Source organism: Psychrobacillus sp. FSL W7-1493 (genome assembly GCF_038004905.1).
Classification (GTDB): Bacteria; Bacillota; Bacilli; order Bacillales_A; family Planococcaceae; genus Psychrobacillus.
This window is the reverse complement of sequence record NZ_JBBOSB010000001.1, coordinates 3,128,612-3,150,571: the sequence shown is the minus strand read 5'-3', so window position 1 is coordinate 3,150,571 and position 21,960 is coordinate 3,128,612. Positions and strand designations below refer to the sequence as shown.

At 38.7% G+C, this 21,960-nt stretch carries 11 protein-coding genes; 9 read left to right on the top strand and 2 right to left on the bottom strand.

Features of this window, described 5'->3' with window-relative positions; genetic code table 11:
* Positions 1 to 117: 117 nt before the first annotated feature.
* Both MKX96_RS15720 and MKX96_RS15715 read left to right on the top strand, forming a co-directional pair.
* Positions 118 to 2,814 carry a 5'-nucleotidase C-terminal domain-containing protein gene (locus MKX96_RS15720; RefSeq protein WP_340885072.1) on the top strand — a complete coding sequence of 899 codons (2,697 nt, stop codon included), beginning with the start codon at positions 118 to 120 and terminating at the stop codon, positions 2,812 to 2,814.
* A 45-nt stretch (positions 2,815 to 2,859) separates the two neighbouring features.
* Positions 2,860 to 7,374: an endonuclease gene (locus tag MKX96_RS15715; protein ID WP_340885070.1), complete on the top strand. Its 4,515-nt coding sequence runs from the start codon at positions 2,860 to 2,862 to the stop codon at positions 7,372 to 7,374.
* A gap of 642 nt (positions 7,375 to 8,016) precedes the next feature.
* Here MKX96_RS15715 and MKX96_RS15710 read toward each other — a convergent pair.
* Entirely contained in the window at positions 8,017 to 8,988 is a 972-nt protein-coding gene (locus tag MKX96_RS15710) for a proline dehydrogenase family protein (protein WP_340885068.1), read from the bottom strand.
* 243 nt (positions 8,989 to 9,231) lie between these two features.
* Here MKX96_RS15710 and MKX96_RS15705 point away from each other — a divergent pair, with 243 nt between their 5' ends.
* Both MKX96_RS15705 and brnQ read left to right on the top strand, forming a co-directional pair.
* The gene (locus MKX96_RS15705) at positions 9,232 to 10,212 is read left to right on the top strand and encodes a proline racemase family protein (protein WP_340885066.1); all 981 of its coding nucleotides are present in this window, start codon (positions 9,232 to 9,234) and stop codon (positions 10,210 to 10,212) included.
* Positions 10,213 to 10,243: 31 nt separating this feature from the next.
* Complete coding sequence (gene brnQ / locus MKX96_RS15700; RefSeq protein ID WP_340885063.1) at positions 10,244 to 11,593, top strand: branched-chain amino acid transport system II carrier protein; 1,350 nt, start codon at positions 10,244 to 10,246, stop codon at positions 11,591 to 11,593.
* 481 nt (positions 11,594 to 12,074) lie between these two features.
* Here brnQ and MKX96_RS15695 read toward each other — a convergent pair whose 3' ends face one another.
* Positions 12,075 to 14,597 (bottom strand): LuxR C-terminal-related transcriptional regulator, encoded by a 2,523-nt coding sequence (locus MKX96_RS15695; protein WP_340885060.1) that lies wholly within the window; start codon positions 14,595 to 14,597, stop codon positions 12,075 to 12,077.
* Positions 14,598 to 14,914: 317 nt separating this feature from the next.
* Here MKX96_RS15695 and MKX96_RS15690 point away from each other — a divergent pair, with 317 nt between their 5' ends.
* The 5 genes from MKX96_RS15690 to MKX96_RS15670 all read left to right on the top strand — a co-directional run bounded on the left by MKX96_RS15690 (position 14,915) and on the right by MKX96_RS15670 (position 21,856).
* Positions 14,915 to 16,045 carry a hypothetical protein gene (locus MKX96_RS15690; protein WP_340885058.1) on the top strand — a complete coding sequence of 377 codons (1,131 nt, stop codon included), beginning with the start codon at positions 14,915 to 14,917 and terminating at the stop codon, positions 16,043 to 16,045.
* 698 nt (positions 16,046 to 16,743) lie between these two features.
* Entirely contained in the window at positions 16,744 to 17,403 is a 660-nt protein-coding gene (locus tag MKX96_RS15685) for an ABC transporter ATP-binding protein (RefSeq protein ID WP_340885055.1), read from the top strand.
* A complete protein-coding gene (locus MKX96_RS15680) occupies positions 17,400 to 18,728 on the top strand; it encodes an ABC transporter permease (protein WP_340885054.1) in 1,329 nt (442 codons plus the stop codon). The genes MKX96_RS15685 and MKX96_RS15680 overlap by 4 nt, the downstream gene beginning before the upstream one ends.
* 183 nt (positions 18,729 to 18,911) lie before the next feature.
* Positions 18,912 to 19,955, top strand: coding sequence for an SGNH/GDSL hydrolase family protein (locus tag MKX96_RS15675; RefSeq protein ID WP_340885051.1), 1,044 nt, complete (start codon positions 18,912 to 18,914; stop codon positions 19,953 to 19,955).
* A 347-nt stretch (positions 19,956 to 20,302) separates the two neighbouring features.
* Positions 20,303 to 21,856 (top strand): helix-turn-helix domain-containing protein, encoded by a 1,554-nt coding sequence (locus MKX96_RS15670; RefSeq protein WP_340885049.1) that lies wholly within the window; start codon positions 20,303 to 20,305, stop codon positions 21,854 to 21,856.
* The last annotated feature ends 104 nt before the right edge of the window (positions 21,857 to 21,960 follow it).

Below are 21,960 nucleotides of genomic sequence, written 5' to 3'. Positions count from 1 at the left end.
TACAAAACGTTAATGAATGGCTGATTGTTCTTAATACGTAAGATTGCTATATTTGCCAGGAACATTGGAATGATGAATATTACTTTTGTCTAGTGACTAAAAATATGGAGGGAAATCATGAACAACAAGATGAAGAAATCTGTCATGGCAGCAGTACTCACAACTTCTCTGCTAGTTTCAAGCAATACAGGTTATGCTAATAGTTCACTTCAATCGATGGTGGATCAGGCAAGAAAAGACATGAAGGAGGCTGCATATGCTTATGTAGTTCCTGCTCAGAACGGTCAGGTAGCAACTAGCGCAGAATTATATCCGGCATTAAACTTGGCAAAGAAGAATTATCAAAAGGCAAGAAGTGCTATACAAAAATCGAACGCTTCAAACAAGGCTGCTATGTTGAGAGATTTGGATGCATTATACGAGGAGCGTGTTACTAAAGGGATCATACCTTATATTGATGCTTATAATTACGCGGACAAGTATTTAAATCCTATAATGGCTGATATTAAAAAAGCGGAAAGTGCAAAGGATTGGGAAAAGGTTGAATCACTTTATCACAAGCTTTCAGTTCAGCTAAAAAATAGAACAGTTATCCTTTACCGTTTTTCTGGTAAGGCAGCTAGAGATCTATTACTAGATCAGTATAAGGAGCCTGCAAATCAAAAACGAGATCAGTTAATGATACCTGTCACTATTTACATGAAAGTGAAGGAAGCGGATAAATTACTTGCTGCAGGTAAAAAGGCAGAAGCTATTAAGATATTAGAATCTATTAAACCATTAGTTAATCGTTTACCTTCTCCTAGTGCTTTACCTATGGTGAAGGAGCTTATCGACAAGGTGACGGAGGTATCTAAAAAAGCTGGAATGGATATTATTATACCGACACCAATGCCTACACCTGTTCCAACACCACCATCCATACCAAGCCCACCACCATCGTCCGGTGGCGGAGGAGGAGGGAGTAATCCAGCTCCTAACTTCAAATTATCTATTATGCATACAAACGATACACATGCTCAATTAGATAATGTGGCAAAGCGCGTGACAGCTGTAAAAGATTTTCGTAAGGAAAAGCCATCAGCCCTTCTCATTGACGCTGGAGATGTATTTTCTGGAACTTTATATTTTAATGAATTTCAAGGACAAGCAGATTTAGAATTTATGAATTTAATGAAATATGATGTGATGACAATTGGTAATCATGAATTTGACCTAGGTTCGAGTTCGGAAGGGCATCAAGCTTTAGCAGAATTTATTAAGAAATCTAAATTCCCTATTGTAAGCTCCAATGTCGATTTTTCAGAGGATGTAGATCTTCAAGGATTGTTTAATGTAAAAGTAGCAAGCAGTGCGAAAGACGGTCAAATCTACAGTGGAATTATCAAAGTAGTCAATGGGCAAAAGATAGGATTATTCGGTTTAACGACAGAGGAAACAAAAGATATATCTAGTCCAGAAAAAGTAACTTTTACGGATTATATAAAAGCAGCAGAGACAATGGTAGCGGAGTTCAAAAAGCAAGGTGTCAACAAGGTTATTGCGGTGTCTCACCTAGGCTATGATGATAATCCGGCATACGACAATGATTTAGAGCTAGCTGCAAGAGTTTCAGGAATTGATATTATAGTCGGAGGACATAGCCATACAAAACTAGAAGCCCCAGTAGTGGTCACTAAAGACAAAAACGGTAAAGCCAAGGATCCGACTGTTATTGTACAAGCCTATCAGTATAGTGAGTTTTTAGGTACTTTGGATGTAGAATTTGATAACAACGGTAGAATTGTAAAGAATGCTGGAAAGCTAATCAGTGTAAATGATAAAAAAGAAGATGAAGAAGCAGCAAATTTATTAAAAAAATACTCGAATAAAATTAAAGAAATAAAAGAGATGGAAACGGGAGCGACTGCTGTTAAAGCATTAGAAAATCCACGGGCTACTGCAGATAACCCAGCTAGTGTACGAAGCAATGAAACTCCACTTGGTAATTTAATAACAGATGGCATGTTAAATAAGGCAAGAGTGTATAACAAAGATGTAATTATGGCATTCCAAAATGGTGGGGGTATTCGAGCTGCTATTAATCAGGGACCGATCACAGTTGGAGAAGTAATCTCCGTACTTCCATTCGGTAATACTTTAGCGACGATGAAGCTTTCAGGTGCAGAGATAAAAGCCGCATTTGAGATTAGCTTTAAAGAGTCTCCAAAGGAAAATGGAGGTTTTCTTCATGTATCAGGAGCAAAGGTTGTCTATGATTCTTCAAAACCAGTTGGTCAACGAGTAGTTTCTATTCAATATAAGGATGCTGCAGGTAAGTATGTTTCGCTAGAAAATGGACAAGAATACATGATTGCGACAAACGCGTTTACTGCTAAAGGTGGAGACGGTTACGATGTGCTCAAAAAAGCATATGAACAAGGCCGTGTAACTGATTTAGGTCTTTCTGACTGGGAAAACCTACGGGAGCATATTGCAGCTCTTAAAACTGTAGATCCTCAAGTGGAAGGAAGAATTGTGAATGTTGCTGGTCAAGGTGACACTGAAATTCCTGGCGGAAATATCCCTGCCGATGACTTCTCAGGAACTAAAGAGGAGCCTAAAGTATATAAAGGCGATGTAACCGTATCATTATCAGATATAAGTAAGCTCGAACATGCAGTAATAAAAGGAAATCTAACATTAGTTGGTAGCCCATCAGGAAGTGTATCCTTCTTCAATATTACAGTTGAGGGCGATGCAGACTTTTCAGAGTTAGATAGTGATAGCTACACCTTAGACGGAATAACGGTCTTAGGAAATATCATTCTATAGCTTTTATTAATACTAAAATCCCTAACTAAAAGGAGAAATATAGAGATGATAAAAAGGAACTGGAAAAAGCATTTGAATGTGCTTTTGTCTGCAACACTTATGGCTGGACTAGTTTTACCAGCGTTACCTTCCAAGGCAGTTGCGGCAACTAATGCCACGGATTTAATCATATCGGAGTACGTAGAGGGAACTAGCAATAACAAGGCAATCGAGCTCTATAATGGGACTGGCTCCGACTTAGACCTTTCTAACTATTCGATAGAACTTTATGCGAATGGTAAAACAAGTGGACCAGCTGCTCTAAAATTGTCAGGCACGTTAGCTAACGGTAAAACTTACGTAATTTATAATAATCAAGCGAATGCAGCCCTTAAAAACAAAGGGGATTTGCAAAATAGTACTGTGACTGCCTTTAACGGAGACGATGTTCTACTGTTAAAGAAATCCACAGAGGTTGTTGATTCCTTTGGTCAACTAGGAAGCACAACAAAATGGGGAGAAAATGTCACGCTAGTGAAAAAGGCATCTGTTCTTTCTGGAGATTCAAATCCTAATGATGTATACGATGTAACTGTTCAATGGGACTCGTATCCAATAGACACATTCGATCATCTAGGCTCTCATACAATGGGTGGAACAACTCCAGTGGAACCAGACCCAGAGGAGCCAGAGGAACCAACATCTATCACAGTTGCTGAAGCTCGATCAGGAAAAATAGGAGACACAGTAACTATTAAGGCAATTGTAGCTGCTAACCTGAAAAACAGCATTTCTGTACAAGATGGGACGGCGGGGATTGCGGTTCGACCTGCAAGCCTGCCAGCAACGATCGGTGATGAAGTTATAGTATCAGGTAAACTAGCAGAATATCTTGGACTTTTACAATTGGACAATGCAACTATAGTTGATAAGCAAGAACAGGTAGGTGCTCCAGCTCCTAAGGTTGTAACAGGTGCAGAGGTGAATGAAGCAAATGAATCACTTCTCGTGCAGGCGAGAGATATTACATTAACTGCAGTGAACGCAAATAACTTTACTGCCACTGATGGAACAAATAGCTTTATCGTCCGTGATGAAAAAGGAATATTAAATCTAAAAGTTGGTAATGTCTATGAATCTATCACAGGAATTGTTCAACAATTTAATAATGACTATCAAATTATTCCACGATTTGCTTCAGATATCGTAGAGGATAGTTCTATTCTACAGTCGGTTGTTGCTACACCAGGTAGCGGGACATATGTAGGGGGGACCACGGTTACTCTTTCTACTACGACATCCGGTGCTGAAATTTATTACACGATAGATGGCACAGATCCTACTGTGGAAAGCATAAAATATACTGCACCAATCGATGTTCAAACGAATATGACAGTAAAGACGATAGCAGTAACGGCTGATGGAGTCTCAGAGATAAAAACCTTTGAGTATATCATTACAGACAGTCTGCAAATCCACGATATTCAAGGTGAAGGACATACTACGTCTTTTGTAAATCAAACGGTGGAAGGAATCCAAGGTGTTGTCACGTATTCTTTTGTTCTAAACGGTTCAACTTATTATACGATTCAGACGCCAGATGAGTTTGTTGATGACAATTCGAATACTTCAGAAGCAATCCTACTTTACAGCGGAACTAAGGCTTGGCCAATTAAAGTTGGAGATTTAGTTGAGGTTACTGGGAAAGTTAGTGAGTATGCCTATGATGGATATTCCGATGCTAACGCAACTGATTTGAAAACAACTCAAATTAATGTAAGAAATGACCAAGGCGGGAAAGTTACTGTGGTGAAGAGCAATGTGTCTTTACCAGAGCCAATTATCATCGATGAGTCAAAGATGAATTTAGAAGCAATTGATAGCGATCACTTGCAAGTTTTTAACCCAACAGTAGATGCAATTGATTTTTGGGAAAGTATAGAAGGAATGCGTGTGCAGGTTGGTAATGTGAAGGCTGTATCCCCTCAGGAACACGGAGATTTGATTACCGTATTAGAAAGTGCACCTACCAATTCTCTTCATGGTGGAGTTCTTTTCGAGGAAGGTAACCAAAATCCAAATCGTATTCAATTCCGATTGGAGCCAAATGGAGCGGCACGTAATTTTGAGGTTGCTACAGGAGACAAGTTTAATGGCCCGATTGTTGGGGTTGTAGGGTACTCGTATCAAAACTTTAAAATTTATGTTTCTTTAAATGAAATGCAAGCAGCACATACAAAAGGTACTGCTTCTCCAGAGAAAACTACAATTGTAAAAGCAGAAGACAAACTGACAATCGCTTCCTACAATTTAGAGAATTTCTCTAATAATAAATCGTCTACTTCAGACGACAAAGCTAGAAAATTAGCTAGAGCTATAGCTAATGATATGCAAAGTCCAGATATCGTTGGAGTAACAGAGGTTCAAGATAATAATGGAGAATCTACAGGAGATTCAAAAGCAAATCAAAGCTACGAGCGCCTAATAACAGCGATTAAGGCTGCCGGCGGAGTGGAATATGAATATGTGAATATCGATCCTGTCAACAATGCGGATGGTGGAGCACCTAATGCTAATATTCGTGTTGGATTTCTTTACAACCCTGAGCGTGTGTCGTTAACCAAAGGAATGCCAGTAGGTGGAGCAACCACTAAAGTTGGTTATGAAAATGGTAAGCTAACGCATAACCCAGGTCGTATCGACCCAACCAATAGTGCATTTAATAGCAGTCGTAAACCTTTGGCAGCTCAATTCGACTTCCAAGGTGAGAATGTAATCGTGATTGCGAATCACTGGAATTCTAAATCTGGAGATACTCCTTTGTTTGGAGCTATTCAACCACCAGTTTATAAAAGTGAAGCACAGCGCCATCAAATTGCAAACATAGTTTATGGATTTATAAAAGATGTTCACACGAAAAATCCAGAAGCAAATATCGTTTCATTGGGAGACTTTAACGACTATCAATTCTCTCAATCGTTAAAAATTCATGAAGGTCAATTAATGAAAAATATGATCAATAAAGTGGAAGCTTCGGATAGATACACGTATTTATACCAAGGAAATTCACAAGTTTTAGATCATATTTTAGTTACGAATAACCTTGCTAACAAAACTAAAATTGATGTTTTGCATATCAATGCTGACTTCACAGATATGGCAGGACGTGCTTCTGACCATGATCCTGTAATGGTTCAAATTGACTTGCTTGCAGAGGACGAAGTGACACCAATTGTTGCAGAAAAACAATATAGCTTGAAAAATGTTCAATCAAACAGAGTGACCATTACTAAACCAAGCGTTTCCATCGAATTGGATGCTCAATCTGAAATAACAGAGGGGATTTTCTTTACCGGTGCATATGCAGAATTTAAAGGAGAAGGCTTTGCAGAGCATTCTGTTACCCTTGTCCCGGCAAAGGATGGAGCAATCACAGATTTTAAAGGTACACACGTGCTTAAGGTCGTTGTGGATGGTACACATGTTAAGGAAATAAAAGGCGCAGAAAACATTCAAGAATTTGATTTTATTAACGGAGCAACAAGAGATTCTATCAAGATTACCAATTCAAAAGGGGAACCCATTGTGGTTCCTTCTTTACCTGGAGAAAACCGAGCACCAATCGCTTCAACTATACCTGCTATGAGTGTAAAAGCAGGTCAAACAAAATCCATTGAATTAATGGATTATTTCTCTGATCCAGATGCGGATGAACTAACGTTTACTTCCACATTTGGAAAGATTAAAGGTTCGGTACTAACCCTTGACTTGGAAGAGGGCACTTATTTAGTAGGAGTTACCGGATCAGACGGCGATAAAGAAGTAACGACTCGGTTCAGTGTATCTGTCTCATCGGCAAGCTCACCGACAGATAATTATTATAAGGATGCTCTTGGTAAAGAAGGCGCTGCACTAAAAGTAGCTCTTCATGAGATTATCGACGGCCATACACAGCTTAGCTATGATCAAGCATGGGCTGCATTACGGGAAACAGATGAGGATCCAAATAATAAAAATAATGTTATCTTGTTTTATTCGGGGAAATCCCGTTCTAAAACTGCTAACGGAGGAAATGTAGGGCAATGGAACCGCGAGCATACGTGGGCTAAGTCACATGGGGATTTTGGTACAAGTAAAGGGCCAGGAACAGACATCCATCACCTACGTCCAACTGATGTTCAAGTGAATAGTGCGAGAGGCAACCTAGACTTTGATAATGGCGGGTCACCAGTTAGTGGCTGTGACGGCTGTTATAAGACAAAAAATTCCTTTGAGCCACCTGATAGAGTCAAGGGGGATGTTGCTCGTATTCTTTTTTATATGGCTACACGTTATGAAGCAGGAGATAGAGTAGATTTAGAGCTTAACGAAAAGCTGAATAATGGCTCTGCTCCTTTTCATGGAAAGCTTTCTGTTTTGCTAGAATGGCATGAGCAAGATCCAGTAGATGAATTTGAACTTAACCGAAACAATGTTATCCAGGAGTGGCAGGGGAATCGCAATCCATTTATCGATCATCCTGAATGGGTGGAGTTAATATGGGGAGAAGCAGGTTCTTCAAGCCTTCCTAAAGCTTCATAAGCCATAGTAAAAGACTGGACCCCTTCAAACAGGGGGTCCAGTCTTTTGGTTACTGGAAATTATCGATACATTTTGCATGGGTAGCTAGAGGTGGTTAAGTTTAACATCTAATTTTAGGTGGTTTACGACGATCATGGCTTAGATTACGATAATTCCGCTCCTGAATGCGATAATGAGCGCCTGTATTACTACAATCAAGCTCAAGTTTACGACAATCGCCCCGAAGATTACGACAATCCCAAAACTGCTCACCGGTCTAAGCACTTTTACAACAATGCGCGCCTGGATTACTACAATCAAGCTTAGGTTTACGACAATCGCCCCGAAGATTACGATAATCCCAAAACCACTCACCGGTCAAAGCGACTTTTACAACAATGAGCGCCCAGATTACTACAATCAAGCTCAAATTTACGACAATCGCCCCGTAAATTACGATAATCCCAAAACCACTCACCGGTCAAAGCGACTTTTACAACAATGAGCGTCCAGATTACTACAATCAAGCTCAAATTTACGACAATCGCCCCGAAGATTACGACAATCGCAAAACTGCTCACCAGTCAAAGCTAACTTCACAACAATCCACCCTATCCTACAATTAAAAAACCTGGACCCCTATAAAGGAGGTCCAGGTTTTCATTATTTACGTTTTGTTAAGCGACCAGCTAGGAATGCAGCTGCTGCTAGTCCAATTACTGTATTTGTTTTTTTATTGAATACTTGTTTGGTAACAAGTGCTAAGTTTTGTGGTCGTTCAGCTAGACGGCGCATGAAGTATCCATACCAGTCACTACCAAAAGGTACGTATGTACAGAAGTTATACCCTTCTTTAGCAAGTTGGAGCTGCATGTCCTTACGGAAGCCGTACAGCATTTGGAATTCGAATTTATCGTTAGGAATATCATTGATTTTAACAAATTGCTTCACATGATCAATCACGTTATGGTCGTGTGTCGCAATGGAGGTGAACTTGCCGTTAAGCAAATGATACTCAATCAATTGGATAAACTTGCGATCAATCTCTGCTTTATCCTGATATGCGATGTTAGCTGGCTCTTTATAAGCCCCTTTTACTATTCTTAAACGATAGTTTTTATATTTCTCAATATTTTCATCAGACTCATGGAAGTAGGCTTGAATTACTGTGCCGATGTTGTCGTGCTGTTCACTTAGTTCCTCCATTAGCTCAAAGGAAGGATGCAGTCGACCGTAGTCTTCCATATCGAAGTTAACAAAAATATCGTATTCGTCCGCCAAGGCAACAATCTCTTTTAAATTTTCATAACAAAAATCACGATCTATATCTAGTCCTAGCTGTGAAGGTTTTAAAGAGATATGTGCATCCACACCATGTTCATGTATTGCTGTAATAACCTCTAAGATTTGCTTCTTAGCAGCAGTAGCCTCTGATTTTTCGAACACGAACTCACCTAAATTATCAACCGTACAGGAGATTCCCTGTTGGTTTAGTTCTTTAATGCTCTCAATCGTTTCTTGAATATTAGTTCCTGCAACAACACTTTGTGCACCCATTTTTAAACCATATTTTTGAGCTGCACTGTTAAGTGTACGGTTTTCAGATAAAGCGATAAAAAAGTCACGTAATGCCATCTAATATCTCTCCCTCATGTTCATCAATCAATTTCTCAAGCATTATAACATATATTTTAAAATTGTGATAAATTTATCTTTTTTTAATATAAATATATTTTTGCGCAAATCCCTGTATGGCGGGGTTTATTATTAGAAAATAACAAAAAAATAAAATTATATGAATGCAATATACTTTTCAAAACATATTAAATATTATATGTTTTAAGTTAAAGAAGAAATTAATAGAAAGTGAGGACAAGTATGGATCAGTATATTTTAAGTTTAGAAACAATAGATACACATACGATGGGAGAGGCAACACGTATAGTTATCAACGGCTTTCCAGATATTGTTGGAGAGACGATGATGGAGAAAAAGGAGTATGTCAAAGAAAATTACGACCACCTTCGTAAGCTATTAATGAACGAGCCAAGAGGGCATAAAGATATGTTTGGCTCCATTTTAACTGAACCATGTAATGAAAAATGTGATATAGGAATAATTTTCATGGACAGTGGCTCCTATTTGAACATGTGTGGTCATGGTACTATTGGCACTGTTACGATGTGTTTAACTAAAGGGATTATTCCTAAAAAAGAGCTTATCTATGTAGACACGCCTTCTGGAGTTATAGAATGCAGAGCTTATTTTAAGGGAGATCAGGTGGAGAGTATCGAATTTACGAATGTCCCTGCGTTTATCTTACATAAAGGATTATCTATCAAGTTAAATGACATAGGTGATGTATCCGTAGATATTGCATTTGGAGGAAGTTTTTTTGGGATAATCAATTCCTCTGATTTAGGGGTCAATATTGACCTATCGGACAAACAAAGAATATTAGAACTTGCTACTGAGGCAAGGGATTATATCAATCACCATATCAATATTGAGCACCCGACTATTCCGAACATCCGAACGGTGGATTTGATCGAAATTACTAATAAGATTAGTGACAATCATTATAAAAATGTAGTTGTATTTGGAGACGGTCAGATTGATCGCTCACCTTGTGGAACTGGAACGTGCGCTAAAATGGCTGCCCTCGAATTAGAACCAGGAGCTTCCATTATTCAAGAAAGTATTATTGGTTCAACTTTTGAAGGAAAGGTATTAGGCAAAACAAAAATCGCAGAAATAGACGCTATTATCCCAGCTATCAAGGGGTCTGCTTGGATTACTGGAGAGCACAGATTTATTCTTCAGGAAGCAGATATTTATGCGGAGGGTTTCGCGATTTAAAGAAGGTTTTTATTTAAAGGGGGCAAAAAAAATGGAAAAAAAATTATCGTTTTTTCAAATTGTAGCCATTGGGTTTATGTTATTTGCCATGTTCTTAGGAGCTGGTAATGTGATTTTTGCTCCAGTTTTAGGGCAGCAGGCAGGGACCAATACACCGATTGCCATGGCAGGATTCTTAGTAACTGGAGTAGGCTTAGTTTTACTAGCAATAATTGCACTGACTAAAGGTGGAGGAACTGTGGAAAAGCTGGCAAGTAGGGTTTCCCCTAAATTTGCTGTTGTTTTCTCTGTTTTGTTGTTTTTAACGCTAGGACCAATCTACGTTATTCCCAGGACTACCTCGGTAGTTTATGAGATTGCTATTAAACAGCTGATTACGGACAATAGTATGATAGGTTTATTTTTACTTGTTTTTTCTATCATTTTTATCGCTTTGACGGTTTACCTATCATGGGAGACTACTAAATTTGTTGATCGATTAGGAAAGTTAATCACGCCTGTCTTTGCAACGCTTTTAGTGATCATCGTTGCTAAATCTATTTTCACTCCGATGGGCTCTGTATATGGACCTATGGATGGAATGGGTTACGAAACTGCCAGTGAGGCTTTTTTAAAGGGGTTCACGCAAGGGTACTTTACGATGGACGTGTTAGCTGCGTTTGTCTTTGGTGGGATCTTTATAAAATCAATTGATGCTTTAGGTATTCGCTCTAAAAAGGAAGTATCCAAGGTGTTTATCAAGGCCGGTCTTATCACAGTAGTTGGACTAGTTCTGTTGCAGGTTTCGATGTCTTGGATCGGGGCAACTAGTATAGATGCTGTTGGCTATACAACAAACGGCGGAGAGCTGATTGCACTTGCTTCTAAAGCGTTATTTGGCCCAATTGGAATTTATTTAATTGGAATTGTTATTTTCTTAACTGGTATTACGACGAATGTAGCTTGTTTAGCTGCTGTAGCAGAATACTTTGAGCGGATTATTCCAAGGGTGTCCTACAAGAAATGGTTAATCATCTTCTCACTAGGAAGCTTGGTTATCACTAACTTCGGATTAACTAAAATCTTGACTATGGCATCACCAATACTAATGCTGCTGTACCCAATTGCTATTGCACTAATTATCTTGATTTTTACGGATAGCTGGTTCAAGGGTTCACGTGCGGTATATGTTGGCACTATTATCGGTGTAAGTATAGTTGCTATCATGGATGCGCTAAAAGATGCGAACATCGCGGTGGAAACGCTTAACAATATATTTGGCTTTATCCCGTTGTTCTCAAACGGAGCAGGGTGGATTGTTACTGGTCTGATTGGTGCGATCATCGGCTTTTTCTTTAAAAAGGAGAAGCAGGAAGAGACCGGGGAACTGCGGGAGGCTTAGTATGTGTCCCTGTGTCAGACACAATTCATTTGGGCGGAACATTGAGATAGGTTGGTTTCGGGGGAAGTTGCGTGTGTCCCTGTGTCAGACATAATTCGCCTAGGCTTACGAGAATCTTTTTGAAACGATGAAAAAGCTCCCATATTAGGGAGCTTTTTTAGTTGTTTAGGAAATTATAAAGTTCTCATTTGCCTGTCGGGGCAGTGACAGGCGATTCCGCTTTTCTTGATGTCTAGCTTCATCGCCTTGCCCCTCGGGGTCAAATGGATAAAAGCTCCGGTGGCTGAGGAACTGCCTCCTCGCTTTTTCCCATTTGCCTGTCGGGGCAGTGATAGGCGATTCCGCTTTTCTTGATGTCTAGCTTCATCGCCTTGCCCCTCGGGGTCAAATGGATAAAAGCTCCGGTGGCTGAGGAACTGCCTCCTCACTTTTTCCCATTTGCCTGTCGGGGCAGTGACAGGCGATTCCGCTTTTCTTGTGTTTATAAGAATTTTTGGTTGTATAGCAGGATTGCTTTGGCTCTTGATTTCACGCCTAGCTTGCTGTATATCGTTGTCAGGTAAACGCGGATGGTTCCTTCGGATAGAAATAGTTTTTGTGCGATTTCCTTGTTGGTTGCACCATCTACAAGTAGTTGGAAAACTTCCAGCTCTCGAGGTGTTAGTTGGTCTAGTATGCTGCTCTCCGCTTGGCTGCTGCTTTCTATGAGCCGTTCTACGTAGCTTAACGGCACCGAATTCCAGCCTGTCTTTTTATGTTTTTGTCGTTCTTTGCTATAGGCTTTTAATAATTTAATACTACCTTCCTCATCTAGGAAGGTTCGGACGTAGTCATAAGTAGAGCCGTAGCTTAATGCTTCATGCAATGCGTTCAAAGCGCTGTCCTTATGGTCCATTTCCATTTCACAAATTGCTTCTAACAAGGAAGCTTCTACGATTGTAGATACTTGATCTTCCTCTATGGCTTTAGTTTTCACTTGAATCACAGTCTTTAAGGCTTCTTCTACTTTTGCAGTTGCTAGCAATAATCGAGCATGGACGAGTAACCAAAAAGGTTGTCTCGATTCCGCTTTTCGTAGCTCTGCTTCTGCTCTTAACGTATTACCTTCTAATAAAAAGCAACGAGCTTTCATCGTGAGTAAAATATTTTGCCAATGCTTATCATTTATTGAATCTAGTACGTTATCTAATAATGCATGAGCTGCTACAAAGTTTTTATTTAAGGCATAAATTTGAGACTTTAAAACATACATGGGAATAAATAATCCAGGATCTTTTAGACTATGGCCATACTTTAAAGCAATTTCTAATTCTCCAATGGCAGCATCGATATAGTTTCTTTCATACAATGTTTCTGCGGACGCACCATAGCTAAAAAGAGTCATATTTTTTTCCTTAAATTCTGTTTCACGGAATAGCTTTGCAAACGGAATAGCTTTTTCTAACGACATAAACCTACCCTTGGATCCAATGCTAGTTCGAGTAATCTTATGTTCAAATAAGTTGAACCTTATCGGTATTCCATCCCACCTAGAACTAACATATCCTTGGTCTACTTGCCTTTGAATTATTTCTATCGCTTTCTCAATCCCTGTCCCCATACTAATAAGCGCATATACTTGCAGTGTTGTAAAAATATCAGCTATTCCTTTGTTCTCCTCTTTATCCATCCATTGTTCTAATTGTTGCTTTAGCTCTAACTCATAAATGATTAGACCAGCCTCTTCTATTTGAAGGGCAGATATTAAGGTAATGGTGTACATCACTAGTATTTCATAATTAACTGGGTAATCGTTTCTTCTTAAAGTTTGGATCCAACCTAAAAAAGTGGAGGTTTCTCCATTTTTGAATATTTCTACTAAATGTTCTGTTATCCACGACTCCGCTAGTGTAAAGGCGCCTTCTTGTAATGCCAGGTCAATCGCACTGTTGATATCACCTTTTAAGTAAAGCAGCTTCGCGGTTTCCAAGATGATGGATGAAACAAATTCCTTTGGATAACGGTTTTTAAGTTCGATTTGTAAAGCTTCTGCGAATAAATGATGATAACGAAACATCGGTTGGGCATTGTTTAAACGAACAGTGAAAATTCCCTTGTTTTCTAGTTCTAGAAGCATTGCATAGCTATCACTTCGGTTCGTTAGGCTATTACAAATTTCTGGTTCTAAAGATTGTAAAAAAGACGTCTTCAGAAGAAAATCTTGAATAGATGACGGAAGTGTATCTAGTATCTCTTGTAGTAAAAAATCAGTGATCAAGGGCTGTAAAGGGTTCATCTTTTCTAATGTTAATGCATTATTGGAGTTGGACCTCATTGAAATACTCGTTAATTGGATGCCGGCTGGCCAGCCTTCTGTGGTGTTTAATACGTGATGTAGTAGCTTCTCTTCGAGGTTTTTCTTTTCGTAAAATTGTTCAATCTCCTCAAATGTAAAGCACAGTTGTTCCGTGCTTATCTCATTGAGCCAGGATTTAACTCGCCACTTGGCGATTGGAAGGGGTAGATTCTCACGACTAGTTACGTAGACGTGTACGTTGTCAGGTAGATATTCGATTAGTTGGGTAAGCATTTGATGAATCACTTTATTGTCAATTAGATGATAGTCTTCCAACACAATACTGAGAGGACGTTCTATTAAACTCATTTCGTTTAAGAAAGAATCAATCAAAAATTCCAACGTGGAAGGATCCTGTGATTGGAACAATGAGGCGAGCGTGTTATACATATTACTTTCCGTGACATTAGATGTCGTGTGAATAACATATTTCCAAAATCGAATTGGATCATTGTCAGATGTATTCAGGGAAATCCATGTAACGGTGTCATTCGTTTGGTTAAACCATTGGCTTAATAGCGTAGTTTTACCGTAGCCTGCTGGTGCTTGAATAATGGTGATTCTCTTAGAATGGTTTTTCTTAAATAATTCATATAATCTATTTCTATCTAGTGCTTCTACTGTAGCTTTAGGTACCGTTGTTTTGGAACTCAACCAGACCATTTGCATCCTCTTTTACCTCCATGGGTTGCTTAGACTTTAAAAGACATAAGAATAAATAACTAGTCTCCTTGTAAATCTATTATACTATTAATCTGTAACTTTTTATTCAAAAAATTAAAATAATTAACATTCCTCAATATTTTCTGAAAGTCATTTCGTATAAGCTTAAGTGGTATGTGTTTTTAAGGGTTTTTGCGAATGAGAAATGGTTTCTTAAAGTAGGTAGGGGGGATACTTGATAAATTATAGTATATTAATGATTTTTTAAATAATGCATTATGAATTGAAATAAAAAATGGAGCAATTTATTAGGAGGAATAGTTTTGAGGAATAAAGGATGGAAGACAGCAACAGCGGTAGCCTTATTAACAAGTTCGGTTTTAGCCTTTTCACCAATTGCGTATGGTAAATCATTTTCAGTGGAGCAATCGGTAGCCACGGTGAAAAGTGATTTACACAAGGCGACTACAATATACGTATCTCCGGCGCTTGATGGGAAATTAATCCCAAGTGACTCGCTTTATACAACGTTAAATAGTGTGAAGAAAAATTATGAGATCACAAAAAGTGTAATTACCTCATCCAAATTATCTGCAACTGAGATAGAAGGTACGTTGAAGGAAATGGATGCCATTTACAATGAAAAAGTAACTAAGGGATTAGTTTCTTATATTGATGCGTATAATTACGCAACAAAGTATTTAGAACCTCTAATGAGGGAAATTAGCCAAGCGGAAGCAAAAAGTGATTTTGCAGGGGTAGCTGCTGGTTATCATAAGCTATCGTATCAATTAAAGGATAGATCCTCTATTTTATATCGCTTTTCTGGTAAAGCTGCACGGGACTTACTACTAGAAAAGTATAAAAAGCCTGCTGATGCAAAGCGTGACGAACTAATGCTACCAGTCACCATTTATATGAAATTAGTAGATTTAAACAGCTTATATACGGCTGGGAAACAAGCGGAAGCTTTAAAAGTATATGCAGAAATAAATGGATTAATGGAAGGGTTGCCGAAAACAAGTAAGTATTCGCCTAATCTATTGGCTGAAGTAGCTAAAATTAAAGCGATAGTGGAAGGACTTCCTAACCAATCCACAGAACAGCAGGTACTTGATGCAAAGGTGGAAGGCTTCGTGAAGGCAGTAAATGCTAGTCAAAAAAATGTTCTTTTATCGTCTAGCTCGTCCAATTCTTTAACGATAACAGTTCAGGAAGATATCAGTATGTTAGACTTTTTGAGTAAAGGATTTTATCCGACCCTCATTAGTAGCTTAGGTGTATCTAAGGTGAATGGAAACGACCCATTGTCAGAGGCTGCTATGAATGAATTAAAGGCTTTGTTTCCTACAGATGCAAAAGTGCTATCGGATTTAAAAGGCAAGTCATTTAATCTTCCAGTAACAGTTAATAATGGTACCTTGGATGTCGTATTTACACTAGTTTTTAACTAAACAAAAAAAGACCATGTAAAAGTTTAACTTTTACGTGGTCTTTTTTTGTTCATGAATGTTCATTTTGAAAACTGAAGGTTTTTACATAATTGCACCCTTCACAAGCGAGGCCTATCTGTTCTTGGGTATCGGGGTGCTGATAGTAAATTTCATCGTACCCACAAATGTAACACTCCATGACATGAAAAATGAGACGAGGACCAATGACGTTGTCTAACAGCTGATTAAAATCGGACTGCATATTCTACATCTCCCTCTGCTTTTGTATCAATATAGCAAGTTAAAACCATATTATTCGTCGAAAGCCGGCAGAAATTTGGAATTGATTTCGACTATTTTCTGTTAATAGATTATATGGAGGGAGCGTGTTCTATTATGAACATTTTTTTAGGAGGAACATACTAAAGGTTAGGTCTATTTGTAATCTTTTATTCATAGTAATTGAACTCTATTTTCAATTAAAAAGTACGATTTTTATTCGACGGTGGATTGTTTGTCGGAAAGAAAGGGAAATGAGGGAAAACGGTTAGAAAGATAGATTCATGCTCTGTGGGAGACAGTCAGAATCTCATGTACCTCTTTTTACGTTGTGGTAGAATAGAGGCATTTTACCCACTTTTTGGAGGCATTTAATCTGATTTGTCGTATTATGGAGGGGAAAGAAGACACTTGAGGTTGTAAGAAATGAGGAATGTAAAATGATAGAACTCCGGGATGTACGAAAAAAATATCGTTCAGGGACAAAGCACATGGAGATATTGCGCGGAATGAATCTTCGTGTGGAACAGGGAGAGTACGTGGCAATCATGGGGAAGTCGGGTTCAGGTAAGAGCACGATGCTCAATTTGTTAGGAACCCTGGATTTGTTAGATAAAGGGAGTTACGAGCTAGCTGGAAAATCCGTACATAAAATGGGGAAGGCCAGTCGAGCAAGACTCCGTAACGAAGAGATTGGTTTTGTGTTCCAGCATTTTCAACTTATTCCTAATTTATCGGTTTATCAAAATGTACTGCTCCCATTAACCTATGGGAAAAAAAGGTTTAAAAGAAAGAAATCTCGAGTGCTTGCCATGCTAGATGAGATGGGAATCTTAGACAAGAAAAAACAAAAGCCAGATCAATTATCTGGTGGAGAAAAGCAACGCGTTGCAATTGCAAGAGCCTTGGTCAATGAACCATCTCTTATACTAGCTGATGAGCCTACCGGGAGTTTAGATGAAGAAACGACGGAAAGTATTTTAAAGCTATTTGACCGTGTACATGCAAAGGGTGCTACTCTTATTGTGATCACACATGATATGGAAGTAGCTTCTCGTGCTCAGCGTATTTTAACGTTACAGAACGGGGTGCTTATATGAAGCTATTTACATCATTTAAATTGGCTTGCTTTGGCTTATGGTCGAATCGCCTTCGCGTATTATCGGCGATGACCGGTGTGATAATTGGCATGTTTGCGGTCATTGTGTTATCTTCGATTGCCATAGGGGTAAAAGATACACTGATGAAGCAGATGGGGAGCCTCGGAGCAGAGCAAATTCTCGTAATGCCAGGGAGGCTATTAGATACGACAACTGGAGAAAAGGATTTGCTTAGTGGATTGACTAGCGTACCTAGTACACTTACATATGATGATGCTGAAGTGGTAGAAGAATTAGAAGAAGTGAAAACAGTTACTCCTATACTCGAAACTATTAATGTAGTGAAACATGAAGGAAAAAGTGCTCAGTCTTCCATGGTCGGTACCACGGATCAATTCTTGCGAGTTCAGCACGCGGAGCTTTCGGAAGGTCGTTTTTTTACACAAGCGGAACAGGATGCCAAGGCAAGGGTAATCGTGTTAGGAAATAACATACATGAAACTCTTCTTGGAAGTAAGGAAATAGCCGATGATGAGGGAAAGAGTTCTGAAAGACCCACAGTGGAGCCGGAACCTTGGTGGAAGCGGATTATGAACAAACTTCTTGGAGAAAGTGCTTCAGCTGCTGGTCTTTCTACATTAGTTGGTCAAACTGTAACGATTAATGAAGAAACGTATGAGGTCATTGGAGTACTCGCACCAAATGCTACCCTGGGATCTAGTACAGACAATAATGTCATCATTCCAATTAAGACGGCTCTAGAAACAACAGATATGAAAAACCTTACAAAAATGATTGTAGAAGCTAATAGTATAGAAGCTGTCGATCAAGTTGATGGAGCTGTGTTTGGAGCAATTAAGACTAATCACTCTGAAATAGATTTTAGTGTGGTGAAGCAGGAGCAAATGCTTGGAGCTTTAGGCAAGGTTACTTCTATATTGCAGGTGATGTTATTTGGGATTACAGCTACGGCCCTAGTCATTAGTGGTATGGGAATTATGAATGTCATGGTGATGTCAGTTAGAGAAAGAACGAAGGAAATAGGTATAAGAAAGGCACTTGGTGCAACAACCTTCGAAATTTTAATGCAGTTCTTCTTCGAAACGTTGCTGCTATGTATGATTGGTGGAGCTGCCGGGATTGGTTTTGGATATTTGTTTATAGAGTTTTGGAACAATAATGTGGATATATTCTCCTTGGTGTTGCCATTATGGGCAGTGAAGCTTGCGCTTTATACGTCCTTTGGGATTGGTAGCCTGTTCGGTATTTATCCGGCATGGAAGGCTGCTCGGATGAATCCAAGTGAGGCTTTGCGATTTGAATAATTTTGATTAGCAGAAGCAAATAGGATTATTATAGGAATATTATTACAGGTGCCTGGCACCTGTAATAATTGTTTTGCTATTTGATTTTTGGGAAGCTTGTACTTTTTTTATTTACCTAAAGGTTTTTTGTTGTGATTTAGGGAATAAGATAAGATATAGAGTTTCGTAGAAGGGGGAAAAATAGTGAAACAAAAGGTACAAATATTATTAGCTTTATGTTTGTTTGTCTTTAGTGTAAATATGCCAGCAGCTTTTGCGGCGAATGAAAAAATAGATTACGTGGCGTTGGGAGATTCCATCGCTAGTGGTCAAACGCCATATGGAGAAAGAGTTGGACGTGGATTTACAGACATCATTAGCGAGAAGCTTGAGAAGGAAGGACGTTTAGGCTCCTTTACGAAGGAATTTGCTAAATCCGGAGAAACGACGGATGGACTTTTAGAGAAGCTGAAGCGAGAAGATGTTCAAAAGGCGTTGAAGGAAGCTGAATTAGTAACAATCGTCAGTGGTGCTAATGATTTTATCCAGGCCTTTTATGACCCTAAGGATGAAAGTGTGAATGTCGACCTTACAGCTGCAACTTTAATATTGAGTAAGGTGTCGGAGAATCTAACGACTGCGGTTAAACAAGTGAAGGCTATTAATCCAGATGCTGAAATCTATTTGTTCGGCTACTTTTTTCCGTTTCCACATATGACGGATATTGCTACGAGACAGCAGCTACAAATGGCATTCAATATTGTTAATAATCGAATAGCGGCTATTGCAGAAAGTGAAGGGGTACATTTTGTTAATGTAGCGCCAGCGTTTGATGCAAAGGGAACGGTCTATTTGGAAAATCCAAAGGATATTCACCCAAACGAAGCTGGCTACCAAGTAATAGCTGACCAATTTTTCTTAAAAACACTGCCTGAGCTACCACTTGGATGGGGCAGAGTGATGGAGAAAAATATACCCGTGGCCTCTGATAAAAAATGGACAATTACGTTAAGCAAGGATGTAGACATTGCAAGTTTGAATCAATCCATTTTTGTCATGAAGGATGGTTCAATGGCAATACCAGTTGATAAAGCTGTGTCTAAGGCAAACGGAAAGCAAGTAGAAGTTTTCGCTCCAAAAGGTGGATATAAACCAGGTTCCTACGAGCTAATGATCACCAATGAGCTGAAGGGGACAGATGGAAAACCCTTAACGGAAAGTGTGTTAGTGAAATTTGTAGTGAAGTAGAAGTTAGCTTTTGGGAAACTAATGGTTTTTAGTTGATCTGAGTTTCCCAAAGTAGTTGGTAGTTGGGAAAGAAGAAAAAGCCTATTTCATCTTTAAGAGATGAAATAGGCTTTTTCTATGTTATTTGAAGACGGTTACGTAAGAAAAATGGTTGAGTTTTATTATCTGGATATTATTACAGGTGCCTGGCACCTGTAATAATATCCAAATAATAATGGGGGTAATATGGGGCGAATATGGTGGGATATGTAGGGTATAATGGCTGCTTGGGTAAATAGTTAGAAAAGTGACTAAATTTTCTGTTAGTATGTTATTTAAATATATTAATGATGTGGGTGGTGATTGGTTTGGTTTCAGTTGAGCAGTTGGCTTGTAGGCTAGAGAAGTATGGGATTCTTTTGGTTGGTGGGGAGAAAGGGCAGGGAAGAGGGATAGATTATATTAATATTCAGGAGCTTCCGTTAAGGAGTGAGCGTGTTCATCCTTTTGGGTTTATTTTGACTACTTTTGCGGCTTTTGAGGGTGAGCAGGGAATCGTTTCGCATGTGGATTGGCTGATTTCACGAAAGATATCAGCACTAGGTATTCATGCTGCTGGTTGTGCGGTGGTTCCAGAAAGCTTGTTGGAGCTAGCTAATACGCATTCGCTGCCTATTTTTACAATACCAATTGATTTGTCTTATAAGGAGATTTTTAAAGAGTTTAATGAGCTGCTTTTAGGTGAGAATGATGCTCTTCGTGTTCGAATTGAGGAGATGAATCTTCAATTGTTAGAGGCAGTTGCCCAAGATAAGGGAGTTAGTTATATCGTTGCAACGTTAGGGAAGTATCTTGCTTCGCCAATTGTTTTTCTGGATCAAAGCTTAAACATTGTTTCTATTTGGACTAACAATACATACAATCGAGAGGAATATAGCCTTACAGTTAAAGCGGTTTTAGAGCAAGAAAAGGATTGGTTATACAAGGGAAAATACATGGAGGTAGAAAAGGTATTGACCGAGTCGTTTTCTACACAGCATGATTTGACATTTTCTGTTCTCCCTATTATGGAGCATACAGAAAATCACGGATTCTTAATCATATGCAATAACGGGGTAGAGGATTTGATGGTTAACTCTGCCATTCAGTATGGGAGGACGGCATTACTCCTGGATGCCGTAAAAAGAAAATCGTTAGAGCGTTTCTTGAAAAACCAAGAGATACGAACATTGGAAACGATTATTGAAAATAAACGCCGAGAATCTAGTCGCTCTTCTAGCCTTTCTTCTTCTTTAAAAAAAATGCCTTACCTGTATGTATTTCGTTTTGATAATGAAGATTTAATCAACTATGGATTTACCGTCATTTACGATAAGCTGGGTGGAATAAGTTCGGATAATATTATTTGGATATATGAACAGGAGGTTATCTGCCTCACTTCCATTCCGTATGAAACACAACATTTGAAGGAGCTATTATCAGCTTTGCAAGGAGTTCATTGTGGGGGCAGTGATGGTAGACCTATCAGGGTTGAGGCAGATCTTTCGCTTAAGTATAAACAAGCGAAGCGTTGTCTAGAGCTTACAGATCAATGGAATAGCAATCTAATTTTATTTCAGAACATAGGTGTGGAAAGATTTTTATTTTTAATTAAAGAGGAGAGCTCTATGCAGGAGGCAGCAAGGGGATTGCTTAAGCCTTTATTAGAATTCGATGAATGTAACCATGCAGAATTAACAAAAACATTGGATGTCTATTTGAAGAATTTTTTTAGTCTGAAAAAAAGTGCAGAGGAATTATTTGTCCACCGTAATACTGTGAGCTATCGACTAGAAAAAATTCAAGATCTTTACCCGGGTATCAGCTTTGAAAACCAAAATCATTACTTACTATTTACGATTGCTTTAAAGTTAATCAACTAATTTTGTTTAGAGGCTATAAAATAGTCTCTTTTTTTTGTGCTCCTTAACTAATGAAAAATTTATTGGAAAAATCTAAAATTTCTATTAACTAAAGAGAGGACGGG